A 23,072-nucleotide genomic window follows, 5' to 3' on the forward strand; every position below is an offset into this window, starting at 1 on the left:
CCTTCGGCACCACCAGGAACTCCCGAATGAACCGCAGGCGACGCTTCGCCCGATCCCGCGGCCACCCCCTGAAATCCAGAGGCTCCGCAGTGATCGACCCCTTCGGACCCGCCCTCACGACACACCCCCCTCACCACTCGAATACCCCCTGGGGGTATAACTGAAAGTATGCCTTGCCCCGGGGGTCCTTTGGGGTTTTGTCAACCCCTCATCCCCTCTGTCCACAGCGTTTTCCACAGGTCGCGTGTTGCGGGGGTCTCCCTTCATCGAGTTGCAGGACCGGCAGCGAACGGCGACGTCCTCGAGGCGGATCACCTTCCCCTGCTCGTAGCGTTCCCAGGCTTCGGCGGAGTGGTCGGTGGTGAGGTCGTCGGTGCGTCCGCAGTCGAGGCAGAAGGGCTGGGCTTTGCGGGCGCGGATGCTCAGCCGGTCCCAGGTGGAGTCGTACCCGCGTTTCCGGGGGGACTCCTTGGGCATCCTCCTGGCTGGTGTGTGCTCGGGGCAGTAGCGGTCGGGTCCTGGGAGGCCGCATGTGATGCAGGGTTTGAACAGCCGGCTCATCGGTCTCCGTCTTCGAATCGTTCGGCGAGGTCGACGAGCTGGTCCGCGAGGCGGTAGCAATCGGCCTTGCTGAGGTAGGCGTAATGGTCGCCCAGGCGGACAGTGGCACCGGACTTGTAGCTCTCGTGGTGGGTGGGGTGCTCGCGGCCCGGGACCACGACCAGCCGGCGACGCGACCGACCATCACTCATCCCAACGCTCCCTTCCGAGCGAACGGACTCGTCGCGACCAGCTCGTCATGGTTCTTCGGCACGCGCTCGACCTCGGACAGGTAGTCCTCATACGCATCCGGGTCGTAGCCGATGTCATCGACCGCATGGAGCTTCGGAGGATCGTCGAGGACTTCACCAGTTTCAGAATCGAAGTCGGGTAAATCCTTCTTCGTATTGGCTGAATGACTGTCTGACTGTGTTCGCATAACGTGACGCGTAACATCCTGCGTAACACCCGGGGGAGGGTTGCCATCCGGTCCCTTGCCGCGCCGCTTCCGCATCGCCTCCTTCGATCGCACCCGCTCCTTGAGCTGGTAGCCGAGCGACTGCCGGAAGATGTCCTCATGGTGGAGCACCTTGTACCGGCTGCCTCGGTCCTCCCAGATGCCGCGGTCGGAGAGGATCCGGGCGGCAGCCTCAGCCTTCCGGCTCGTGGCGAATCTCGGCAGTGCGTTCTTCGGGAAGGTCATGTCCATCGCCTCGACGGAGTAGAGGTAGTGGAGGGCCTGGGTGTGGGTGAGCTGGCAGGCGTCGTCGAGGTCATCGGGGAAGCTCGCGTCGACGAGCTGGTCGAAGAACTCGGTGCCGTACTTGGCCCACGTCATCCGGCACCACCACCGTCCACCTTCGAGGGGTCGTAGTCATCGGAGAGCATGGCCTCGCAGTGGGCGTGCCAGTCCACCCCGGTCGATGCCTTGGCGAGGCTGGCGACCATCGGCACCAGGTCGCGGGCGAGCTGCGTGAGCGCGGAGACGAACACGAATCGTGCGCTGTCGTCCCACTCGTGCAGCACCTCGGCCACGGCGTCGGTGATCGCTGTCTGGTCCCCGCGGGCGGCTCCGAGGCGGCAGGCGAGGGTGAAGCCGGCGTCGGTGATCTCGAGGCTGTTGATGACCGAGTCGGGGATGCCGTTGTCGTCGACGATGATGTAGTCGCTCATGCCGTTGCCTCCCACAGTCGGATGCGGACAGCCTCGAGGAATCCGATGAGCTGGGTGAGGTCGCTTTCGTGGAGCGCCAGATCTTCGGAGTCGTTGAAGCGGATGACGGCGAAGGTGCGCTTGTCGCCGTCGCCTTCCCAGTCGAGGCGCATGAGCTGGGCGGCGGCCTTCCATTCTCCGGTGAGTTGTTCCCATCCGCGCCCGGACTTCATGGGCACGGATTGGTGCGCAAGATCCCGAGGTGCGTTGTTGTCCGCTGAGCAGTGCTTCGGGTCGCACCAGACGGGGTGCCACAGAGTGTCCGGGTGGGTAGACTTGGCGGTATCGTTCTTCACGATCTGTTCCTTCTGATAGGGGTTCGGATCTTCGGCGGTCCCGGCTTCTTGGCGGTTGGCGGGGCCGTCGTTCTCATTCATGCGGCAGTTCTCGACGTGGTCGTCGATGAGCTGGTTCGTGTCGTCCCAGACGTCGTCGGGGCCTCCGTCTGTGACCAGCCACCCGCAGTCGCACTTGTAGGCGATGCTCATGCCGTCTCCTTCTCGAACTGTTCGTCGAGCCACTTGACGACGTCGGACTCCCGGAACATGCGCCGGCCGAACACCTTTGCAGACGGCGGGATGTTCTCGCCCTTGTGGATCTGATACCGCAGGGAAGCGGGCGACTTCCTCAGCATCTCCGCTACCTCTTCGATGTAGAGCAACTTGTCGGCCATTGCCCTCCTCCTCACTTGTGTGGTGAATTCAAACGACAAAGCTAGTATAGGTAACTCGTTGAGATTTGCAACACCTGTGTGGGAGTATGTGTCCATGGTTGACGAAGGGCTTGATCGAGAAGGCGACAGGTGGGTCGCGGAGAATGTGAAGCGACTGCGAGAGCAGAGGTCGTGGTCACAGTCGGAACTCGCGCGCCGCATGGTCGCTGCGGGTGCGACGAACTACAACCAGATGACGGTCTCACGCACAGAGAAGGGGGAGCGGACGGTAAGTGTTGGCGAACTGCTCATTCTGGCGAAGGTGCTCGAGACCTTCGTGATCGACCTGCTACAGTCCCCGCCGGCAAATGACATCGTGGAGCTCTCATACGCGGTGCAGAACAAGATCCAGTCGATCAAGGAGGGGATGGAAGAGCTTTACGAGCTGCAGCTGACCCTTGCGCTGAAAGCGGACTCCTACCCGTTCGGCAAGACGTTGCCTCCGTTTGAGAGGGTGATCGAGGGGCTCGTCACTACTACACCGGATGAGATTGTCGAAGACGTAAAGGCAGATCGGGCAGAGAAGATCGAGATTGATCGGCTTCGGGATGACAAGCGCCTGAAGCGAGAAGACCCAATCGCCGAACTCGAACACGAGAAGGGTCCGTTCGTCACGGCGATGATGGAGGTATACGGTGTCCTCGATCCAGAAGCGTCCTAACGGCAGGTGGCGCGCCCGATACCGCGACCACGACGGCAAGGAGCACGCTCGCCACTTCGACCGGAAGATCGACGCGCAGGGCTGGCTGAACACGGTCACCGCCTCGATAGTGCGCGGTGACTACGTCGACCCCCAGGCCGGCAGGGTCACCCTGCGGTCGTGGTACGAGTATTGGTCGAGCACGAAGGTGTGGACTCAGCGCACATCGGTGCAGGCGCAGTACGCGCTCGAATCGACACCGTTCCTCGACCGGGAGCTCAAGAAGATCACGCACGCCGAGGTGCAGGGCTGGGTGAAGTCGATGACAGTCGCGACGGAGAAGAAGCCGACTGGCCTGTCTCCGGCGACCATCGAGACGCGGTACAAGTTCGTCAGCATGTGTTTCATCGCCGCGGTCAAGGAGCGCGTGATCGCCCGGAATCCTGCTGAGGGCGCCCAGCTGCCACGGAAGCGGCGCGCCGAGGCGTCAATGCGCATCCCCACGCCGTCAGAAGTGCGTCAGCTGATGGAAGCGGCGGACACGTACTTCCGAGCGTTCATCGCCGTGGCCGCGTTCGCCGGCCTCCGGCTGGGGGAGGTGGCCGGCCTACAGGTCCCCGATGTCGACTTCCTGCGGCGCACGATCACCGTCGAGCGTCAGATCCAGGGGGAGTCGAACAGCGACGTCCAGGTTGTCGCGCCCAAGGACGGCTCCGAGCGGGTCGTGTACGTCGCGGAGGGCCTGACGACGATCCTGGCGGAGCACCTGCGGAACTTCGGTGCCTGGCACGACGAGACAGGCGCGGCTTGGGTGTTCTCGAACGGCCCCCGCCAGTTCACGCGGAAGTCCGCTGCGCAACGGTTCAGAACGGCCCGGTCGCGTGCCGGTCTCGACGAGTTCACCCTGCATGACCTCCGGCACTTCTACGCCTCCGGCCTGATCGCGCAGGGGTGCGACGTCGTGACGGTGCAGCGCGCGCTCGGGCACTCTTCGCCGTCGATCACCTTGGACACCTACTCGCACATCTGGCCGTCTGCCGAGGACAAGACTCGAGCGGCCGGGGGAGCAGTGCTAGCGGAGGTTCTTGGGTATTCGGCGGACTATTTGCGGACTGCGGCGGCGGATTAGAGCGTTATCGCTGGTCAGCGGGGTCGGTGTCCTATACCCGGCGTACAGGCGGCCTGTCCTCACCCCTTGTGCTTGCGCACCTTCGCCCGACCCCCGTTGGCCGCGAGATACGCCGCACCCACCGTGCCGGCGTCGTTGCGGAGCTCGGCCGGCACGATCTCCGCGCGCAGCCGAAGCAGCGGCAGGAACTGCTCGTGGCTCTTCGAGATCCCACCGCCGACGATGAACAGGTCCGGGGTGAAGAGCATCTCGAGCATCGAGTAGTACTGCTGCAGACGCTGCGCCCACTCGGCGTACTCGAGCCCCTCGCGGACCTTGACGGATTCCGCCGCCTGCGTCTCCGCATCCGCCCCGTTCATCTCGAGGTGACCGAGCTCGGTGAACGGCACGAGCACCGCGTCGTGGAACAGCGCGGTGCCGATCCCCGTGCCGAGCGTCGTCATGATCACCGTCTGCTTGCGGTGGCCCCGCCCGGCGCCGAAGGTCATCTCAGCCAATCCGGCGGCATCGGCGTCGTTCATGACGAAGCAGCTGCGGCCGGTGGCCCGGGTGATCGCCTCGGGCAGGTGCTCGCCGATCCAGCTCTGGTCGAGGTTCGGGCAGAACAGCACCGTGCCCTCCTTGACGACGCCGGGGAAGGCGACGCCGAGCGGCAGCCGGGCGAGCGCCGCGGCGTCGGGCACGACCTTCCTGCGCACGGCCTTGTCGACCACCTGGTCGACGGCATCGGCCACCGCACCCACGACCGCCTCCGGGGTGGCGGGCTTGGGGGTGAGCACGCGCACGCGCTTGAACGGCAGGGTGCCGTCGACGAGGGACACGAGGCCGACCTTGATCCCGGTGCCGCCGATGTCGATGCCGATGCCGTAGGGGGTGTCGGAGTGGAGGAAGTCGGTCATGATCCGCCTTTCGGGGAACGGGTCGGGCTCGTGGGGCGGCGTCAGGCCGCCGGGCCGTGGAAGATCCCGGTGGACTCGTCGGGCAGGGTGAGGATGTCGGCACCGGATTCGGTGACGACGAGGGTGTGCTCGAACTGTGCGGAGCGCTTCCGGTCGGCGGTGACGATGGTCCAGTCGTCGTCCCAGGACTCCCACTTCTCGGTGCCGAGATTGAGCATCGGCTCGATGGTGAACACCATGCCCGGCTCCATGACCTCGTTGTGGGCCGGCGCGGCGTCGTAGTGGGGGACGATGAGGCCGGAGTGGAACTCGCGGCCCACCCCGTGCCCGGTGTAGTCGCGCACGACTCCGTATCCGAACCGTCCGGCGTACTTCTCGATGACGCGGCCGATGACGTTGATCTCGCGTCCCGGCTTCACCGCCTTGATCCCGCGCATCGTGGCCTCGTACGTGCGCTCGACGAGCAGCCGGGACTCCTCGTCGACCTCGCCGACGCAGAAGGTGTAGTTCGTGTCCCCGTGCATCCCGTCCTTGTACGCGGTGATGTCGAGATTGATGATGTCCCCGTCCTGCAGGACGGTGGAATCCGGGATGCCGTGGCAGATCACCTCGTTGATCGAGGTGCAGATCGACTTGGGGAAGCCGCGGTAGTCGAGGCAGGACGGGTAGGCGCCGTGGTCGCAGAGGTACTCGTGGGCGATCCGGTCGAGCTCGTCGGTGGTGACGCCGGGGACGATGGCGCGACCGGCTTCGGCGAGCGCGTTGCCGGCGATCCGGCCGGCCGCCCGGATGCGCTCGATCTCCTCCGGCGTGTAGTGGTCCCCGCCGCGTCCCTCGTCCGGCACCGCACGGCCCACGTACTCCGGACGCGGGATGTCGGCGGGGACGCTGCGGACGGGGGAGACGGTTCCTGGTGTGAGGGTGCCCAGCGGCGCGTGTGATGTCATGATGCGGCCAGTCTAATCGGCGTCCGGCCCGGTCCGCAGTCCGCGGTGCGGGACTAGGATGGAGGTTCCCGAGGAGGTCGCATGAGCACACCGCTGTCCGGTCTGGGCGACGGTCTGGGGGACGTCGTCGTGATGACGAGCGCGCCCCAGCAGATCGCCGACCACATCATGTCCTCGATCGCCGTCGGCGCCCTCCCGGTGGGTTCGGCGCTGCCGCCGGAGCGTGAGCTCGCCGCGGCGATGCAGGTGTCACGGTCCTCCGTCCGCGCGGCCCTCGACCGGCTCGAGCGTGGCGGCTTCATCGTGCGCCGGCGCGGGCGGGGCGGCGGCACCTTCGTCGCCGAATGGGACTCCCGGGCACTGGCCGGGATCGAGGACCGCCTGCAGGAGTTCCACCGCACCCGCATCGACCTGCTCGATGCGCGCGCCGTGGTCCAGAACCGGGCCGCGCTGCTCGCCGCGCAGCGGCGCACCGCGGCCGAGGCCGAGGAGATCGCCGGGCTCGCCGATGCCTACGCCGCCCAGGCCGATGCCGCCGGGGCCCGGCTCGCCGACGCCCGCTTCCACCACGCCGTGGCCCTCGCCGGGCACAACCCGGAGATCGTGCGGATCGTCACCGATCTCGACCGGCGGATCAACACCGGCTTCCGCCACGATCCGTTCTCGCCGGAGCTCTTCGCCCGCGCCTGCGCCGACCACTCGGCGATCGTCGAGGCGATCCGCGACGGCGACGGCCCTGCCGCCGGCCGGCTGTGCGAGGAGCACTTCCGGGCGACGACGATGATGGCCGGCTGACGGCCCGCTCCCGCGCGAGCACGCCGGCGGCCCGCCCGCTCTCGGCTGCTCACAGGGGACGCCCGCGCACGCCGGCGGCCCGGGAGCCGAAGCTCTCCGGGCCGCCGCTGGGCGCAGCCAGAGGGCCGTGCTCAGGCGTCGATCGCCTCGGCCGGCGTGATGTGCTCGAGACCGAACGCCTCGGCGACGTTCTCGTTCGTCACCTTCCCGGCCTGGACGTTGAGGCCGCGGGCGAGCGCCGGGTCGGCCACCAGCGCCTCGCGCCAGCCGGACCTCGCGATCCGGGCGGCGTAGGGCATGACCGCGTTCGTCAGGGCCTTGGTCGCGGTGTTCGGCACCGCGCCGGGCATGTTCGCCACGCAGTAGTAGACCGAGTCGTGCACCGGGAACGTCGGATCGTCGTGGGTCGTGGGCTTCGAGTTCTCGAAGCAGCCGCCCTGGTCGATCGCGATGTCGACGAGCACGGAACCGCGCCGCATGCCCTGCACCATCTCATCGGTGACGAGCTTGGGGGCGCGCTTCCCGGGGATGAGCACGGAGCCGATGACGAGGTCGGAGGTCTCGAGGGCACGGGCGATCTCGTAGGGGTTCGACACCGTGGTCTGCAGGCTCGCACCGTAGATCTCGTCGAGGTGACGCAGCCGCTGGGCGTTGATGTCGATGATCTCGACCTCGGCGCCCATCCCCATGGCGATGCGGGCGGCGTTCGTGCCGGCGACTCCGGCGCCGATCACGGTGACGCGGCCGCGGCGGACCCCGGGCACGCCGGCGAGCAGGATGCCGCGACCGCCGTTGGCCTTGAGGAGCGTGTGGGCTCCGACCTGGGTCGACAGCCGGCCGGCGATCTCCGACATCGGGGCGAGCAGCGGCAGACCGCCGCCCTCGGGCTGCACCGTCTCATAGGCGATCGCCGTGGTGCCGGCCTCGCGCAGAGCAGTGGTGAGCGGCTCGTCGGCGGCGAGGTGGAGGTAGGTGAAGAGGATGAGGTCCTCGCGCAGGTGGCCGTACTCCTCGGCGATGGGCTCCTTGACCTTGAGCACCATCTCACCGGCCTGCCAGACCTCGGCGGGATCCTCGATGATCTCCGCGCCGGCCTCCCGGTACTCCTCGTCGCTGATCGAGGAGCCGATGCCGGCGCCGGCCTGGACGACGACGGTGTTGCCGCCCTCGACGAGCGTGTGGACGCCTGCGGGGGTGATGGCCACGCGGTTCTCGTTGTTCTTGATCTCTGTCGGGACGGCGATCTTCATCGATTCTCTCCCTCGGGGGTGGCGGCGTACGCCGCCGGGGTATCGGGTCACCACACTGTACGCCCCTAAAGGTCGGCCGAGCAAACCTTTAGATGGTGGGACGGGGACGCGGCCCGGCACGGCGGTAAGGTGGGAGCGGAACCCGCCAACCGCGTGCGGACCGGGGGCGCAGCCGCCCCACCGCACCCCCGCAGCCGAAGGAGACCCGAGATGTCGGACGCGAACACCGATGCCGGTGCAGAGAAGTTCTGGTACAACACCAAGACGAACCAGGTGGAGAAGGGGCGCGCGAGCGCGTGGGAGAACCGGATGGGCCCCTACGACACCGCCGAAGAGGCGCAGAACGCGCTGTCCCGGGCCGCGGAGAACACCGCGGACTGGGAGTCCGAGGACCGGGACTGGAAGTCCTGATGGGATCCATGAACCGCCAGCAGGAGTTCGTGCTCCGCACCGTCGAGGACCGCGACGTCCGGTTCATCCGGCTGTGGTTCTCCGACGTGCTCGGCCAGCTCAAGTCCGTCGCCATCGTCCCGGCGGAGCTCGAGGGCGCATTCGGCGAGGGCATCGGGTTCGACGGCAGCTCCGTCGAGGGCTTCTCCCGGGTGTTCGAGTCCGACATGGTCCTGCGCCCCGACCCCTCGACCTTCTCGCTCCTGCCGTGGCGCGGGGAGTCGGAGCCCACCGGCCGCATGTTCTGCGACATCTACTCGCCCGACGGCCATCCCGCGGCATCCGATGCCCGCAACGTGCTGCGCCGGACCATGGATCGGGCGGGTGAGCGCGGCTTCACCTTCTACGTCCACCCTGAGATCGAGTTCTACCTCTTCGAATCCGGGGAGCTCGGCGGCCGTCCGCCGGTGCCCGTCGACACCGCCGGCTACTTCGACCACGTCAACGGCGGGACCGCCAACGACTTCCGCCGGACCGCCGTGCAGACGCTCGAGGCGATGGGGATCTCCGTCGAGTTCTCCCACCACGAGGCCGGCCCCGGCCAGAACGAGATCGATCTGCGCTATGCCGACGGCCTCACCATGGCCGACAACGTCATGACCTTCCGGGCCCTCGTCAAGGAGGTGGCGCTGCAGCAGGGCGTCTACGCATCCTTCATGCCCAAGCCGCTCGCCGACCGGCCCGGCAACGGCATGCACACGCACATGTCGCTGTTCGAGGGGGAGAGCAACGCCTTCTACGAGCCGGCAGGGGAGTACCACCTCTCGCAGACCGGCCGCCGGTTCGTCGCCGGCCTGCTCCGCCACGCCGCGGAGATCAGTGCCGTGACCAACCAGTACGTCAACTCCTACAAGCGGATCTGGACCGGCCACGAGGCGCCGAGCTACATCTGCTGGGGCCACCGGAACCGCTCTGCGCTGATCCGGGTGCCGCAGTACAAGTCCGGGAAGTCCTCGTCGGCGCGCATCGAGTATCGCGGCACCGACTCCTCCGCCAACCCGTACCTCGCCTACTCCGTCATGCTCGCCGCCGGGCTCAAGGGGATCGAGGAGGGCTACGAGCTCCCCGAGGAGGCGGAGGACAACGTGTGGACGCTCAGCGACAACGAGCGCCGCGCCATGGGCATCGAGGCGCTGCCGGCGAGCCTCGACGAGGCGCTGGCACGGATGGAGGACAGCGAACTCGTCGCCGAGACCCTGGGCGAGGAGGTGTTCGACTTCTTCCTCCGCAACAAGCGCGAGGAGTGGAACGACTACCGTGCGCAGGTCACCGAGTACGAGCTCGGCCGGCACTTCACCGCACCCTGATGCGCACGCGACGCGGCGACCCGGCGCGCTCGGGCGGGGCGGGGACGTCCGCCCGGGCCCAGCGGTTCATGGGCGAGGCGGACGAGCTCCTCGGGGCCGAGGTGCTCGCCGGCCCCGCCGTCGCCGGCCTGCTCAGTGCGGCGGCGGATCCCGACGCCGCCGCGCTCGGCGTCCTCCGGGTCGTCGAGGCGGTGGCCCGCGAGGGGGAGGGGGATCGGCTGCGTGCCGCCCTCGCCGGGTCCCCGGCCTTCCTGTCCCGTCTCATCCTGCTCGCCGGCGCCTCGGAGGCGAGCATCGATCACCTCGTGCGCTGGCCGGACTCGGTGTTCGTGCTCAACGGCGAGGACACCCACCTCATCGTCGGCTCCGAGGACGCCGCACCGGACGCGCTGCGGCGGACGCTGTTCACCGCCGTCGGCGCTGATCCGGATGCCGAGCTCCCGACCGCGACGATGACGGGGGAGGAGGCCGTGGCCGCGCTGCGCCGCCGCTACCGCGACCTGCTCGTCCAGGTCACCGTCGACGACCTCGCCGCCCTCGAGCCGACATCGATCGTCGAATCCGTCACCGCGCTGCTGAGCGACCTCGCCGCCGGGGTGATCGACGCCGGTCTGACGATCGCCCGCGCGGAGACCGAGGACGCCGACACCGCCTCGCTCGCCGTCATCGGGATGGGCAAGTGCGGGGCGCGCGAGCTCAACTACGTCAGCGACGTCGACGTCGTGTTCTGCTACGCCGCGCGCGGCGAGGCCCCCGACGACACCGCAGCCCGGGCCGCGACCCGCCTGGCGCTGCGGCTCGTCGAGATCATCAGCGGCTCCGCGGCCGAGCCCGCGCTGTGGGAACTCGACGCCGCGCTCCGCCCGGAGGGCAAGGCCGGACCGCTCGTGCGCAAGCTCGAGGAGTTCGACCACTACTACGCCGAGGTCGCCCACAACTGGGAGTTCCAGGCCCTGCTCAAGGCCCGCCCGATCGCCGGCGACGCCTCACTCGGCGCCGCCTGGTACGACACCCTCAACCCCTACGTGTGGACCGCCTCCGGCCGCGATGGGTTCATCGAACAGGTCCGCGCGATGCGGGTGCGGGTCGTCGACCTCATCCCCAAGAAGGAGACCGAGCGGCAGATCAAGCTCGGCCCCGGCGGGCTGCGCGATGTCGAGTTCTCCGCCCAGCTCCTCCAGCTCGTCCACGGTCTCGCCGACGACCGGATCCGCGTCCCCACCACCCTGCGGGTGCTCGCCGCGCTCGGCGAGACCGGGTACATCGCCTCCGCCGATGCCGCCGATCTCGCCGAGGCCTACCGCTTCATGCGGGTCGTCGAGCACCGGCTGCAGATCCCCCGCATGCAGCGCACCGCCCTGCTGCCCGACCAGGAGTCGAAGCTGCGCACGCTCGCGCGCAGCGTGTACGCGCTCGGCGACCGCTCGGAGGGGCGTCTGGCCGACGACCGCACCGCCCACAGCAAGCGGGTGCGCGGCCTGCACGAACAGATCTTCTACCGCCCGATCCTCGAGGCCGCCGCGGGGCAGGACGCGCTCACCGCGATGTCCGCCGAGGCCGCTCGGGCCCGCCTGGCCGCGTTCGGGTACCGGGGCACGAAGGCCGCGATGGGCCACATCGCCGCCCTGACCTCCGGGGTGAGCCGCGCCGCCGTCGTGCACCGCCAGGTGCTGCCCGCGCTCCTCGACTGGTTCTCCGAGGGCGTCGACCCCGATGCCGGCCTGCTCGCGTTCCGGCGGCTCTCGGAGTCCCTGTCCGGGTCGAACTGGTACCTCAAGCTGCTCCGCGACTCCGGGGTCGCCGCGCGGTCCATGGCACAGGTGCTCTCCCTGTCGGAGTTCGCCACCGGCCTCCTGCTCCACAATCCCGCGGCCGCCGCCTGGCTCGACGACCAGGAACGCCTGCAGCCGCGCAGCGTGGACTCGCTGCGCCAGGAGGCCGCCGGTCTCCTCGAGCGGCACGGCGCCGAGGCGGTCGAGCCGATCCGTGCGCTCTACAGCCGCGAGGTGCTCCGCACGGCGCTGGGCGACGTGCTCGACGCCGTCGAGCTCCCCGCGATCCCCGGCATCCTCTCCCAGCTCATGGAGATCACGATCGACGCCGCGCTGTCCGCCGTGCGCGCCGGGCTCGACGCCGAGGCCGATGTCCCCGACTACGAGTTCGCGGTGATCGCGATGGGCCGGCTCGGCGGGGCGGAGATCGGCTACTTCTCCGATGCCGACGTGATGTTCGTCCACCGTCCGCTGGTGGACGACCTCGACTCCGAGGCCTCGGGGCGTCTGACGGCGCACGTGAAGAAGGTGGCGCTGGCGCTCACCTCCGCGCTCGGCGCCACCGGATCCGCGAGCCTCGAGATCGACATCGACGCCGACCTCCGGCCCGAGGGCAAGTCCGGCCCGCTCGTCCGCGGACTCGAGTCGTACCGCCGCTACTATGCCAAGTGGTCGGAGCCCTGGGAGGCGCAGGCGCTCCTGCGCGCCCGCCCGATCGCCGGTTCGGGAGAGCTGCGCGAGGCGTTCGACGCGCTCATCGACCCCCTGCGCTATCCCGGCGAGGTCCCGGTGTCATCGCTGCGGCAGATGCGCCGGCTCAAGGCCCGGATGGAGAGCGAGCGGCTGCCGCGCGGGGCGGACCCCAAGCGGCACATCAAGCTCGGCCGCGGCGGGCTGTCCGACGTCGAATGGACGGTGCAGCTCCTGCAGCTCCGCCATGCGGCGGATCATCCCGGCCTGCGGACCACCTCGACGCTCGGGGCGCTCCACGCCGCGGTGGAGGCCGGGCTCGCGGGGGAGGACGATGCGCGGACGCTCGAGACCGCCTGGTCGATGGCGACCGCGCTGCGGTCGGCGGTGATGCTGTTCCGCGGCCGCACCGCCGCTGCGCTGCCCGCCGACCACACCGAGCTCGAGGCCGCCGCCCGACTCATGGGCTACCGGCCGGGCAGCGCGCAGCGGCTCGCGGAGGAGTACCTCGGGGCGACCCGGCGTGCGCGCAAGGTCATGGAGCGGCTGTTCTACGAGTTCGACTGAGCCGCACTCAGGGGTGGGGCCGCACCACACTCAGGGGAAGGGCCGCACTCAGGGATGGAGTCGCGGGGCGTCGTCGAACGGGTCGTCGTTGACGGTGTGGTTCTTCGGCACGACCGTGAGCCCGCTGTCGGTGACGGTGAAGCCGCGTCGCCGGTCGACCTCGGGGAACAGCCCCACGGTCTCGCCGGGCGGCACGACGGAGTTCTTGTCGAGGATCGCCCGGTGCACCCGCGCGCCGCGGTCGATCCGCACATTGTCCATGACGACCGAGGCGGACACCGCCGCGAGCGAGTCGACGGTCACCCCCTGGGAGATCACCGAACCCTCGACGTAGCCGCCGGAGATCACGACGCCGGGGGAGACGATCGAATCGACGGCGCGACCGGGCTGGTGGTCGATGTCGTGGACGAACTTCGCCGGCGGCAGCACCGTGTGGCGGGTGTAGATCGGCCAGCGCATGTTGTACAGGTCGAACGACGGGACCGGGGCGATGAGGTCCATGTGGGCGTCGTAGAACGAGTCGATCGTCCCGACGTCCCGCCAGTAGCCGTGGTCCTTGCTCCCGGACCCGGGGATGACGTTGTTCGCGAAGTCGTACACGCCGGCCTCGCCGCGGGACACGAACGAGGGGATGATGTCCCCGCCCATGTCGTGGGAGGAGGAGTCGTCCTTGGAATCGGAGACGACCGCGTCGATGAGCGCCTGCGCATCGAACACGTAGTTGCCCATCGAGGCGAGGAACTCGCCGGGGGAGTCGGGCAGGCCGGGGGTCGAGGCCGGCTTCTCAACGAAGGCGGAGATCCGGCTCGGGTCGTCCTCGACGGTCTCGATGACCCCGAACTGCTTGGACAGGGCCACCGGCTGCCGGACGCCGGCGACGGTCGCGGGCAGGCCGGATTCCAGGTGGGCGTCGATCATCTGCCGGAAGTCCATCCGGTACACGTGGTCAGCGCCGAGCACCGCGACGATGTCCGGCTTGGCGTCGAAGATCAGGTTGAGGCTCTGGAAGATCGCGTCGGCGCTGCCCTGGAACCAGCGCTTGCCCACCCGCTGCTGGGCGGGCACGGAGGCGATGTAGTTGCCGAGCAGGGAGGAGAACCGCCAGGTCTCGGAGATGTGCCGGTCGAGCGAGTGCGACTTGTACTGCGTGAGCACGACGACCTCGCGCAGGCCGGAGTTCACGAGGTTCGACAGGACGAAGTCGATGAGCCGGTAGCTGCCGGCGAACGGGACTGCGGGCTTGGCGCGGTCATAGGTCAGCGGCTGCAGTCGCTTGCCCTCGCCACCGGCGAGGACGATGGACAGTACGCGGGGATCCGACATTCGCAGTCCTTCTCCGATGGAGGTCTAGCGGGCACTTCTCACTCTATTCGCTCGCCCCGCCCACGCCAACACTCCCTGTGACCTGCGGTTCGCCCGCAAGCGCACCCCACAGCGAACGCCGTGCGCTCCGGCGCCGCTCACGCCCGCAGGTGGTCCGTGATTAGATTGGGGCGTGCGTACAGACATCGTGTCCAAGGAATTCCCGCCCGAGGTCTACGGCGGTGCCGGCGTCCACGTCGCCGAGCTCAGCGCCGTCCTCGCGATGCTCATCGACGTGCGCGTCCACGCCTTCGGCGACCGGCGCGACATCCCTTATGCCACCGGCTACCCAGAGCTGTCGGCGCTGGCCGACCAGAATGCCGCGATCCGCACGCTCGGCGTCGACCTGTCGATGATCGCCGGGATCGCCGGGGCCGACCTCGTGCACTCCCACACCTGGTACGCGAACATGGCCGGCCACCTCGCCTCCCTCATGTACGACATCCCGCACGTGCTGTCCGCGCACTCCCTCGAGCCCCTGCGGCCGTGGAAGGCCGAGCAGCTCGGCGGCGGCTACGCGATCTCCTCGTGGGCCGAGCGCACCGCCTACGAGCACTCCGCCGGCGTCATCGCCGTGTCCGAGGGCATGAAGCGCGACATCCTGCGCGTCTACCCGCAGATCGACCCCGGGAAGGTGCGCGTCGTCTACAACGGCATCGACTCGAGCGCCTGGCAGCCGAACGAGGACACCGCGGTGCTCGACGAGTACGGCATCGACCCGCGGCGTCCGAGCGTCGTGTTCGTCGGCCGGGTGACCCGGCAGAAGGGCCTGCCCTACCTGCTGCGCGCCGTCGCCCTGCTGCCCGAGGACGTCCAGGTGGTGCTCTGCGCAGGCGCACCGGACACCCCGGAGATCGCCCAGGAGGTGGCCGGGCTCGTCGCCGAGCTGCAGGAGACCCGCTCCGGCGTCGTCCTCATCGACACCGTGCTGCCGCGGGAGAAGCTCACCCAGCTCCTCACACACGCGACGACCTTCGTGTGCCCGAGCGTCTACGAGCCGCTCGGCATCGTCAACCTCGAGGCGATGGCCTGCGGCGCGCCGGTCGTCGGCACCGCGACCGGAGGGATCCCCGAGGTCGTGCTCGACGGCGACACCGGGATCATCGTGCCCATCGATCAGCTCGACGACGGGACCGGCACCCCGAAGGATCCCGAGGCGTTCGTCCGGGACCTCGCCGAGGGCCTCACCCGCATGGTCTCCGACCCCGACCGCGCCCGCGAGATGGGCAGGCGGGGCCGGCAGCGTGCCGTCGACACCTTCTCCTGGGAGCAGATCGGCCGCGAGACCGTGCAGGTGTACGAGTCCCTGCTGCGCTGACGATGCGGGCGCGGCTGCGGGAATCGGCGAGCTCGTTCCGGGGCCGCACCCTCCTCGTCGTGCTCTCCACGATCTTCGCCGGCCTGCTCATCGCCGGCGGCCTGAGCTTCGCGTTCCAGGCCAAGAGCGCCTCCGACCGGGCGAACAACGAGCTCGACGACGAGATCGCCGACCTCCGCACCCTCTCCGCGGCCGGCGACGCCGAGGGCGAGCCCTTCGAATCGCTCACCGAGCTGCTCTACGCCGCGATGACCGCCGACGTGCCGGGCGCGCACGAATCCTTCGCCGCGATGATCGACGGCGAGATCGTGTACGTGCCGGCCGGGGAGCGCACCGTCGACATCACCCATCCGGCGCTGCTGGCAGAGATCGAGAGCCGCAGGACCCCTGACCGGACCGTCACCACCGACGTGTCCTACGAGTCCGAGCTCATGCGGGTGGCGATCGTCCCGGTCACCGTGCCCGGCGACGAGTCGCAGGGCTACTTCATCATCGCCTACGACCTCGGACGGTTCTACGACGAGGTCGCACAGGGTGCCTGGATCCACGCCGGGGTCAGTCTGTTCACGCTCGTCCTCGTCGGGGTGCTCGGCGCCGGGGTGATGGCGCGGATGCTGCGTCCGGTACACGAGATCAACGAGGTCGCCGGGAGGGCCGACGCGAACGATCTCAGCGCGCGCGTCGCGGTGACCGGCACCGGCGACGAGATCGACCGGCTCGGCGCGAGCTTCAACTCCATGCTCGACCGGGTCCAGGACGGGGTGGAGGAGCAGCGCCGCTTCCTCTCCGATGCCGGGCACGAGCTCAAGACGCCGCTGACGATCATCCGCGGCAACCTCGAGGTCGTCGACGAGACCGATCCGGCCGACGTCGTCGAGACCCGTGACCTCGTGCTCGACGAGGTCGACCGGATGAGCCGCATCGTCGCCGACCTCTCGCTCCTCGCCGCAGCCGGGCACGCCGACTTCATCCGGATCGGCCCGGAGTCTGCGGCGTCGATCGTCAGCGAGGTCGCCGCGAAGGCCTCGAGCCTGGGCCCGCAGCGATTCACCGTCGCCACCTCCGTCGATCAGGAGATGGTCATCGACCGGCAGCGGATCGCGCAGGCCCTGCTCCAGCTGTGCCGCAACGCGGTGAACCACACCCCGCCGGAATCGAGCGTGGTGATCTCGGCTGCGGCCACCTCGTCCCCGGCCACCCACCCCGAGGCCGGGCCGGCGGTGCTGTTCCGCGTGGCCGACGACGGCCCCGGCATCCCGGACGAGGAGCAGCCGCACATCTTCGACCGGTTCCGCCGCGGATCCGGCAGCGGCGGCACCGAGGGCTCCGGCCTCGGGCTCGCGATCGTCGCCGCGATCGCCCACGCGCACGGCGGCTGGGTCGACCTCGAGTCCCGGCCCGGACACGGCGCCGCATTCACCATCGTCATCCCCCGCACCCCCTGGAGAACGGAGCCGGCACCATGGCACACATCCTGATCGCCGAGGACGAGGCGAACATCGCCCGCTTCATCGCCAAGGGCCTGACGAAGGCCGGGCACACCTCCGACGTCGCCGCCGACGGCATGTTCGCCCTCCAGTCCGCGCTCCACGGGGCGTACGATCTCATCGTGCTCGACGTCGGGCTGCCGACGATCGACGGCTTCGCGATCCTCGCCGCGCTGCGGGAGTCGAAGAACACCACGCCGGTCATCATGTGCACCGCACGGACCTCGAGCGAGGACACCGTGCACGGTCTCACCGGGGGAGCCGACGACTACCTGGCGAAGCCGTTCCAGGTCTCCGAGCTCGTCGCACGGGTGGAGCTCCGCCTGCGCGACCACCAGCAGCACCGGGCGGAGGCGGCGCCGGCGGCGGAGGCGCTCCCCCTGCGTGCCGGGGCGATCGAGCTCGATGCGCACGCCCGCACCGCGATGGTCGGGGATCGGCGGGTGGACCTGTCGGCCCGGGAGTTCATGCTCGCGGAGCTCTTCGTCACCCATGCCGGCACGGTGCTCTCGCGCGACCAGATCCTCGAGCGGGTGTGGGGGCTCGACTCCGACGGCCGGTCGAACGTCGTCGAGGTCTACGTGCGGTACCTGCGCCAGAAGTTCGGCGCGGAATCGATCGAGACGGTGCGCGGCCTGGGCTACCGGATGCTTCAGGATCCGCCGGTCGGCTGAGGAGCCCGCGTGACCCGGACACCGGCCCCGGGCCGCACCGGGGCGGATGAGAGATTTCTCATACGCGACTCATCCGCGGCTCATCCCCGGCCGGGACCATGGAGACATTCGTAGGAGGAAGGCGGAACCCGTGCGCACCCTGATCACCATCGGCGCCCTGATGCTCGCCCTCATGGCCGGGATCGGGCTGTGGGTGACGGATTCGATGTCCCCGACGGATTCCCAGAGCGAACCGATCGTCGGCAACTCGCAGGACGCCGGTGCAGGGGAGACCGAGGCCGCCGAGGGCGCGGAGGGGGAGGCCGGTCTCGACCCCTCGGAATCCGCGGCACCCCCGGCGGGCGAGGCCGAGCGGCCGGAGTTCCAGGTCGAGCGCAGGCAGCCCGCACCCGAGCGCGAGAGGTCCGGGGGCGGAGGTTCCGGCAGCGGCGGCTCCGGCGGGGGATCGAGCAGCGGCGGCGGAGGCGGATCCGCCCCGCAGGAGGTCGCTCCGCCCCCGCGCGCGCCCGGCGGCGGAGGGGATGACGATGACGACGACTGGGACGATGACGACTGGGACGACGACGATGACGACGACGATGACGATGATGACGACGACTGAGCCCGTCAGTCGGTGAACTCGAGGCCGAGCAGGGCGTTCTCCACCGCCTCCGTCAGGGCGGGGTGGATCCAGTACTGCTCCCGGGCCATCCGGTCCGCCGGCAGGCCGAAGGCCATCGCCTGGATGAGCGGCTGCACGATCATCGACGCCTCATCGCCCATGAGGTGCGCGCCGAGGATCAGTCGGGTGCTGCGGTCGGCGATGATCTTGACGAACCCGGTGGTGTCCTCGAGCGCCCAGCCGTAGGCGACGTCGGCGTACTCCTGGATCTTCACCGTGTACTCCGCACCCGAGGCCCGGACGGCATCCTCGGTCGCGCCCACGGAGGCGACCTGCGGGCGGGAGAACACCGCGGCGGGCACCGCGCGGTGGTTCGTCGTCTCGAGCGCGGAGTCCGGTGCAGCGCCCGGGGCGCCCGCGGCGATGTCGGCGAGGAGGTTCGCCTGCACGATCCGCGCCTCGTGATTCGCGACGTGCTTGAGGAGGTGCGGCGAGCTGATGTCGCCGAGCGCGAACACCCCGGGCAGGGGAGCACCGTCGGAGAGCACGCGCTGGTGGTCGTCGACGGCCACGCGTCCGGCGACGACGTCGATGCCGGCCGCATCGAGGCCGAGGCCGTCGATGTTCGGCACCCGGCCGGTGGCGAGCAGCACGACGTCGGTGGTGAGGTCGTCCGGGACGGGGGAGTCGGGAACCCGGCCGGAGGCCTCGAGCTGGAGCCGGACGCCGTCCGCGGACACCTCGGCCTGCCGGATCTGCGTCCCGAGGTGCACCCGGTGGTGGGCGGAGAAGGCGCGGGTGAAGCGCTCGGTGACGGTGGCATCGGCGGCGGTGAGCAGCCCCTCGCCGCGCACGAGCACGGTGACGTCGACACCGAGGGCCGAGAACACGTGGGCGAACTCGGCGGCGATGAACCCGCCGCCGACGATCGTCATGGTCTCCGGCAGCGCGCTCATCCGCATGACGGTGTCGTTCGTCATGACGGGATAGCCGGGGGTGTCGACGCGGTCGGTGTCGATGCCCGGCAGGGCGGGGATCTGCGCGCGGGAGCCGGCGGCGAGGACCACCCGGTCGGCGGTGAACTCCGTGCCGGACGCCGTGGTGAAGGACTTCGGGCCGGTGAACCGGACGTGTTCGGGGTAGACGGTGACGTTCGGCTGCCGGTTGGTCCGGTACTCCCGGCCGCCGGCCTCGATCGGGTCGATCCGGCCGAAGACGCGGTCGCGGATCGCCGGCCAGTCGGCACCGCCGAAGGAGGTGCGGATCCCGAAGGCCGAGGAGTCCGCGGCGGCCGCGGCGAGGTCGGCGGTGTGGACGAACATCTTCGTTGGGATGCAGCCGACGTTGAGGCAGGTGCCGCCGAACAGGCCGGCCTCTGCGATCGCCACCCGGAGGCAGTCGAAGCGCTCGTCGACGATCGAGTTCCCGGAGCCGGTGCCGATGATGAGGAGGTCGTAGTGGGTCATGGCCCCAGTCTAGGACGCACCGAGGGGGAGCATCCGCACGGATGCTCCCCCTCGGTGCGGACGGTCATCGGCAGGGTGCCGGTGACCGTTCCGGTCGATCAGATCGAGTAGTAGAGCTCGAACTCGGTCGGGGTCGGACGGAGGCGGGCGACCTCGATCTCCTCCTCGCGCTTGATCCGGATCCAGGTCTCGATGAGGTCATCGGTGAAGACGTCCCCGGCGGTGAGGAAGTCGTGATCGGCCTCGAGCTCGTCGAGCGCCTCGTCGAGCGAGTTCGGCACGAGCTTGATGTCGCCGAGCTCCTCCGGCGGAAGCTCGTAGAGGTCCTTGTCGATCGGCTCCGGCGGCTCGATCCGGTTCTTGATCCCGTCGAGTCCGGCCATGAGCTGGGCGGAGAAGGCGAGGTACGGGTTGCACGACGGGTCCGGCACGCGGAACTCGAGGCGCTTGGCCTTGGGCGAGGAGCCGGTGACCGGGATGCGGATCGCGGCCGAGCGGTTGCGGGCCGAGTACACGAGGTTGACGGGCGCCTCGTACCCGGGGACCAGGCGGCGGTAGGAGTTGATCGTCGGGTTGGTGAACGCGAGGACCGCACCGGCGTGCTCGATCAGACCGCCGATGTACCAGCGGGCGAGGTCGGACAGACCCGCGTAGCCGTTCTCGTCGTAGAACAGCGGCTCGCCGTCCTTCCACAGCGACTGGTGGCAGTGCATGCCCGAGCCGTTGTCGCCGAACAGGGGCTTCGGCATGAAGGTCGCCGACTTGCCGAACTCCCAGGCGGTGTTCTTCACGACGTACTTGAAGTCGAGCAGCTGGTCGCCGGCCTTCTTGAGGGAGTCGAACTTGTAGTTGATCTCCTGCTGGCCCGCGGTGCCGACCTCATGGTGGGCGCGCTCGACCTCGAAGCCGAGCTCCTGCAGGGTGAGCGAGATGGCGTCGCGCACATCGGCGAAGTGGTCGGAGGGGGACACCGGGAAGTAGCCGCCCTTGTAGGGGGTCTTGTAGCCGAGGTTGCCCCCGAGCTCCTCGCGACCGGTGTTCCAGGCCGCCTCCTCGGAGTCGATCTTGAAGAAGCCGTGACCCGGGTCGTTCTGGTACTGGATGCTGTCGAAGAGGTAGAACTCCGCTTCGGCGCCGACGTTGACGGTGTCGGCGATGCCGGTGCTCTTGAGGTAGGCCTCGGCCTTGGCGGCGACCTGGCGCGGATCGCGCGAGTACGGCTCATCGGTGAACGGGTCGACGATGGAGTGGTTGACTACGAGGGTCTTCGCATCGCGGTACGGATCGATGAAGGCCGAGGAGACGTCGGCGAGGAGCTTCATGTCCGACTCGTGGATCCCCTGGAATCCGGTGATCGACGAACCGTCGAACAGCAGGCCGTCGTTGATCTCGTCCTCGCCGTAGGCGGAGGCCGGGAGGTTGAAGTGCTGGACCACTCCGGGGAGATCGCAGAACCGGATGTCGACGAACTGGACGTCGTTGTCCCTGAGATAGGACACGAGTTCGGAAGATGTGGAGAACAAGCTCACTCCTGGTGTCGGGCTGGGAGGACGCTGCGGCAGGATTGCCGCGACGTCATACCCTCAGTCTAGTGGGCGGCGTGAATCCGCGGTATCGCCCGTGTTTCGGGCGTGTTACACGCCGCGGGCCGGTACCCTGGTAGGCGTGATCGATCGCGACGACCTCGGCTCCTGGCTCGACGGCCCCCAGTTCAGCGCACCCGCCGACTACTGGCCGGGGAAGAATCTCGGCCTGCCGGAAGCGGGCCCCGGCTCCATCGCGCCGCTCGGCCGACGCCTCCTCGGAGTCCTCCTCGACTGGGCGATGTGCTACGCGATCGCCGCGTTCCTCTTCGACGCGCACCCGCTGGCGATCCTCTCGATCTTCGCGGTCGAGAACCTCGTCCTCGTCTCCACCCTCGGCATGACGGTGGGGCACTGGGCGTTCGGCGTGCGCGTGATGAATCTCGCCGGCCGCGCACCGGGACTGCTCGCCGGTCTCATCCGGACCGCGCTGCTGCTGCCCGTCGTCCCCGCACTCATCAGCAACGTCGACAACCGCGGCTTCCACGACGTCGCGGCGCGCACGGTGATCGTCCGCCGCTGAGCCGTGGCGCCGGGGACCACCGGCGGCCGGTGCGATCGATCCGGGTGCTGATCCGTGGCCCCGCGGCCCACCCTCACCTGCAGCATTCGCGCCGGAGGTCATCCACGCCGGAGGCCGGGGCCGACGTCCCCGTCGTACCCCGGCCTCCGTTGCGCGGGTGGGCGCCTGCGGCCCGGCCTCAGCGGCCGCGCAGCGCCTTGCGGTCCGGCCGGGCCCGCATCGGGTCGATGCCCTTGGGGATCGGCGGGCGCGTGGTCATCGAGCCGAGTGCGGTGAGCCGCTTGCGCACGGCGAGCACCTCGGCCTTGTTGAGCGGCCGCGGCACCTGGTGGACGGTCTTGACGATGCGGCTCATCGGGATCTGCTCATCGCCCTCGCCGCCCTGGAAGGTATGGATCGGCACATTGGGCAGCACGCGCTCGTGGCGCTTCTTCTCCTTGGCGAGCATCTTGGCCGAGCGGTTCTTCGGGCCCTCGCTGAACAGGATCACTCCGCCCTTGCCGGTCGAGCGGTAGACGAGGTCCCGGGTCCGCGGGTCGACAGCGATCGGCTGCTCGTCCATGAGCCAGCCGCGCCGGGCGGTGTTGAGGACCGCGCCGATCGAACCCGGCTGGCCGCGCATCTCCTCGAACGCGGCGGTCTCCGCGAAGCGACCGAGCATGAACAGGGCGAGGAACACGCCGAGGAGCAGACCGAAGATCACCCACAGCCACATCGCACCGAACACGAACCCGGCGATGACGCCGAGGCCGATGCAGCCGACGATCGCCGCAGCCATGAGCCACACGGACGCCGGGTTGTGGCGTCGGGCGAGCTGCACGACCTGCTTCATCTGGGCCAGGCGGCCGGTCTTGTTGGGATCCTTGGGCCTGCGCTTGAACAGCCCGCGGCGCTTCTCTGAGTCTGTTGACATTCTCTCGCTCGATCGATGGCGGATGATTCCTCGCTCAGCAAGTTTACCCTCTCCCGCGCGGCGCCGTGGGACGCCGTCGTCCACAGGGCCGGCAACGCTCTTGTGCTCCGCGTCGACACCTGGTGAAATGATGCGAACGACCGCACAGGACATCAAACGACACTGAGCGAGATCAACAGAGTGATTCCGACGGGCGCCGGACCGGTGCTCCACCATCACCGCGAGCGAAGGAGCC

At 69.2% G+C, this 23,072-nt stretch carries 24 protein-coding genes; 11 read left to right on the forward strand and 13 right to left on the reverse strand.

The annotated features are described in order from the left end of the window. Positions 1 to 114 precede the first annotated feature (114 nt). The 6 genes from MTQ12_RS13605 to MTQ12_RS13630 are packed head-to-tail and all read right to left on the reverse strand — an operon-like array spanning position 115 to position 2,521. Positions 115 to 561 carry a hypothetical protein gene (locus MTQ12_RS13605; RefSeq protein ID WP_247619047.1) on the reverse strand — a complete coding sequence of 149 codons (447 nt, stop codon included), beginning with the start codon at positions 559 to 561 and terminating at the stop codon, positions 115 to 117. Continuing rightward, complete coding sequence (locus tag MTQ12_RS13610) at positions 558 to 752, reverse strand: hypothetical protein (protein WP_247619048.1); 195 nt, start codon at positions 750 to 752, stop codon at positions 558 to 560. The genes MTQ12_RS13605 and MTQ12_RS13610 overlap by 4 nt, the downstream gene beginning before the upstream one ends. Continuing rightward, positions 749 to 1,378 carry a hypothetical protein gene (locus tag MTQ12_RS13615; RefSeq protein WP_247619049.1) on the reverse strand — a complete coding sequence of 210 codons (630 nt, stop codon included), beginning with the start codon at positions 1,376 to 1,378 and terminating at the stop codon, positions 749 to 751. The genes MTQ12_RS13610 and MTQ12_RS13615 overlap by 4 nt, the downstream gene beginning before the upstream one ends. Beyond that, positions 1,375 to 1,713, reverse strand: coding sequence for a hypothetical protein (locus tag MTQ12_RS13620; RefSeq protein WP_247619050.1), 339 nt, complete (start codon positions 1,711 to 1,713; stop codon positions 1,375 to 1,377). The genes MTQ12_RS13615 and MTQ12_RS13620 overlap by 4 nt, the downstream gene beginning before the upstream one ends. Next, positions 1,710 to 2,240 (reverse strand): hypothetical protein, encoded by a 531-nt coding sequence (locus MTQ12_RS13625; RefSeq protein WP_247619051.1) that lies wholly within the window; start codon positions 2,238 to 2,240, stop codon positions 1,710 to 1,712. The genes MTQ12_RS13620 and MTQ12_RS13625 overlap by 4 nt, the downstream gene beginning before the upstream one ends. Continuing rightward, the gene (locus MTQ12_RS13630; protein WP_247619052.1) at positions 2,237 to 2,521 is read right to left on the reverse strand and encodes a helix-turn-helix domain-containing protein; all 285 of its coding nucleotides are present in this window, start codon (positions 2,519 to 2,521) and stop codon (positions 2,237 to 2,239) included. Before MTQ12_RS13630 ends, MTQ12_RS13625 begins: the two co-directional genes overlap by 4 nt. On the opposite strand from MTQ12_RS13630, the gene MTQ12_RS13635 reads away from it, so the two are divergent. Beyond that, positions 2,520 to 3,125, forward strand: a complete 606-nt coding sequence (locus tag MTQ12_RS13635; RefSeq protein ID WP_247619053.1) for a helix-turn-helix transcriptional regulator — start codon at positions 2,520 to 2,522, stop codon at positions 3,123 to 3,125. The two genes, MTQ12_RS13630 and MTQ12_RS13635, sit on opposite strands and share 2 nt — an antisense overlap. Next, positions 3,100 to 4,233 carry a site-specific integrase gene (locus MTQ12_RS15285; RefSeq protein ID WP_247619054.1) on the forward strand — a complete coding sequence of 378 codons (1,134 nt, stop codon included), beginning with the start codon at positions 3,100 to 3,102 and terminating at the stop codon, positions 4,231 to 4,233. Before MTQ12_RS13635 ends, MTQ12_RS15285 begins: the two co-directional genes overlap by 26 nt. A gap of 59 nt (positions 4,234 to 4,292) precedes the next feature. Here the strand turns inward: MTQ12_RS15285 and ppgK are convergent, their stop codons facing one another. After that, positions 4,293 to 5,132 (reverse strand): polyphosphate--glucose phosphotransferase, encoded by an 840-nt coding sequence (ppgK, locus tag MTQ12_RS13645; RefSeq protein ID WP_247619055.1) that lies wholly within the window; start codon positions 5,130 to 5,132, stop codon positions 4,293 to 4,295. Between the two features lie 41 nt (positions 5,133 to 5,173). Then, a complete protein-coding gene (map, locus tag MTQ12_RS13650; RefSeq protein ID WP_137319622.1) occupies positions 5,174 to 6,079 on the reverse strand; it encodes a type I methionyl aminopeptidase in 906 nt (301 codons plus the stop codon). Positions 6,080 to 6,160: 81 nt separating this feature from the next. On the opposite strand from map, the gene MTQ12_RS13655 reads away from it, so the two are divergent. Next, entirely contained in the window at positions 6,161 to 6,874 is a 714-nt protein-coding gene (locus MTQ12_RS13655; protein WP_247619056.1) for an FCD domain-containing protein, read from the forward strand. Positions 6,875 to 7,005: 131 nt separating this feature from the next. Here MTQ12_RS13655 and ald read toward each other — a convergent pair whose 3' ends face one another. Beyond that, entirely contained in the window at positions 7,006 to 8,124 is a 1,119-nt protein-coding gene (gene ald / locus MTQ12_RS13660) for an alanine dehydrogenase (RefSeq protein ID WP_247619057.1), read from the reverse strand. A gap of 210 nt (positions 8,125 to 8,334) precedes the next feature. Between ald and MTQ12_RS13665 the strand changes: the two genes are divergently transcribed. The 3 genes from MTQ12_RS13665 to MTQ12_RS13675 are packed head-to-tail and all read left to right on the forward strand — an operon-like array spanning position 8,335 to position 12,910. Further along, entirely contained in the window at positions 8,335 to 8,535 is a 201-nt protein-coding gene (locus MTQ12_RS13665) for a hypothetical protein (protein ID WP_137319625.1), read from the forward strand. Positions 8,536 to 8,543: 8 nt separating this feature from the next. Next, a complete protein-coding gene (locus MTQ12_RS13670) occupies positions 8,544 to 9,881 on the forward strand; it encodes a glutamine synthetase family protein (RefSeq protein ID WP_247619076.1) in 1,338 nt (445 codons plus the stop codon). After that, positions 9,881 to 12,910 carry a bifunctional [glutamine synthetase] adenylyltransferase/[glutamine synthetase]-adenylyl-L-tyrosine phosphorylase gene (locus MTQ12_RS13675; RefSeq protein WP_247619058.1) on the forward strand — a complete coding sequence of 1,010 codons (3,030 nt, stop codon included), beginning with the start codon at positions 9,881 to 9,883 and terminating at the stop codon, positions 12,908 to 12,910. The genes MTQ12_RS13670 and MTQ12_RS13675 overlap by 1 nt, the downstream gene beginning before the upstream one ends. Positions 12,911 to 12,958: 48 nt before the next feature. On the opposite strand, the gene glgC is transcribed toward MTQ12_RS13675, so the two are convergent. Next, the gene (gene glgC / locus MTQ12_RS13680; protein WP_247619059.1) at positions 12,959 to 14,233 is read right to left on the reverse strand and encodes a glucose-1-phosphate adenylyltransferase; all 1,275 of its coding nucleotides are present in this window, start codon (positions 14,231 to 14,233) and stop codon (positions 12,959 to 12,961) included. Between the two features lie 172 nt (positions 14,234 to 14,405). Between glgC and glgA the strand changes: the two genes are divergently transcribed. From glgA to MTQ12_RS13700, 4 genes are all read left to right on the forward strand, one after another. After that, entirely contained in the window at positions 14,406 to 15,590 is a 1,185-nt protein-coding gene (gene glgA, locus MTQ12_RS13685; RefSeq protein WP_247619060.1) for a glycogen synthase, read from the forward strand. Between the two features lie 59 nt (positions 15,591 to 15,649). After that, entirely contained in the window at positions 15,650 to 17,068 is a 1,419-nt protein-coding gene (locus tag MTQ12_RS15290) for an ATP-binding protein (RefSeq protein ID WP_247619061.1), read from the forward strand. Next, complete coding sequence (locus MTQ12_RS13695) at positions 17,053 to 17,751, forward strand: response regulator transcription factor (protein ID WP_247619062.1); 699 nt, start codon at positions 17,053 to 17,055, stop codon at positions 17,749 to 17,751. The genes MTQ12_RS15290 and MTQ12_RS13695 overlap by 16 nt, the downstream gene beginning before the upstream one ends. 130 nt (positions 17,752 to 17,881) lie before the next feature. After that, positions 17,882 to 18,352: a hypothetical protein gene (locus MTQ12_RS13700; protein ID WP_247619063.1), complete on the forward strand. Its 471-nt coding sequence runs from the start codon at positions 17,882 to 17,884 to the stop codon at positions 18,350 to 18,352. Between the two features lie 5 nt (positions 18,353 to 18,357). Here the strand turns inward: MTQ12_RS13700 and MTQ12_RS13705 are convergent, their stop codons facing one another. Both MTQ12_RS13705 and glnA read right to left on the reverse strand, forming a co-directional pair. Beyond that, on the reverse strand, positions 18,358 to 19,818 hold the full coding sequence (locus tag MTQ12_RS13705; RefSeq protein WP_247619064.1) for a mycothione reductase: 1,461 nt from the start codon (positions 19,816 to 19,818) through the stop codon (positions 18,358 to 18,360). 98 nt (positions 19,819 to 19,916) lie between these two features. After that, positions 19,917 to 21,341 (reverse strand): type I glutamate--ammonia ligase, encoded by a 1,425-nt coding sequence (glnA, locus tag MTQ12_RS13710; RefSeq protein ID WP_247619065.1) that lies wholly within the window; start codon positions 21,339 to 21,341, stop codon positions 19,917 to 19,919. A 142-nt stretch (positions 21,342 to 21,483) separates the two neighbouring features. Here glnA and MTQ12_RS13715 point away from each other — a divergent pair, with 142 nt between their 5' ends. Next, positions 21,484 to 21,924, forward strand: a complete 441-nt coding sequence (locus tag MTQ12_RS13715) for an RDD family protein (protein WP_247619066.1) — start codon at positions 21,484 to 21,486, stop codon at positions 21,922 to 21,924. A 178-nt stretch (positions 21,925 to 22,102) separates the two neighbouring features. Here the strand turns inward: MTQ12_RS13715 and MTQ12_RS13720 are convergent, their stop codons facing one another. Continuing rightward, positions 22,103 to 22,837 (reverse strand): DUF4191 domain-containing protein, encoded by a 735-nt coding sequence (locus MTQ12_RS13720; protein ID WP_137319635.1) that lies wholly within the window; start codon positions 22,835 to 22,837, stop codon positions 22,103 to 22,105. Positions 22,838 to 23,072 lie beyond the last annotated feature (235 nt).

It is taken from the genome of Brevibacterium sp. R8603A2 (assembly GCF_023072605.1).
GTDB lineage: Bacteria > Actinomycetota > Actinomycetes > Actinomycetales > Brevibacteriaceae > Brevibacterium > Brevibacterium pityocampae.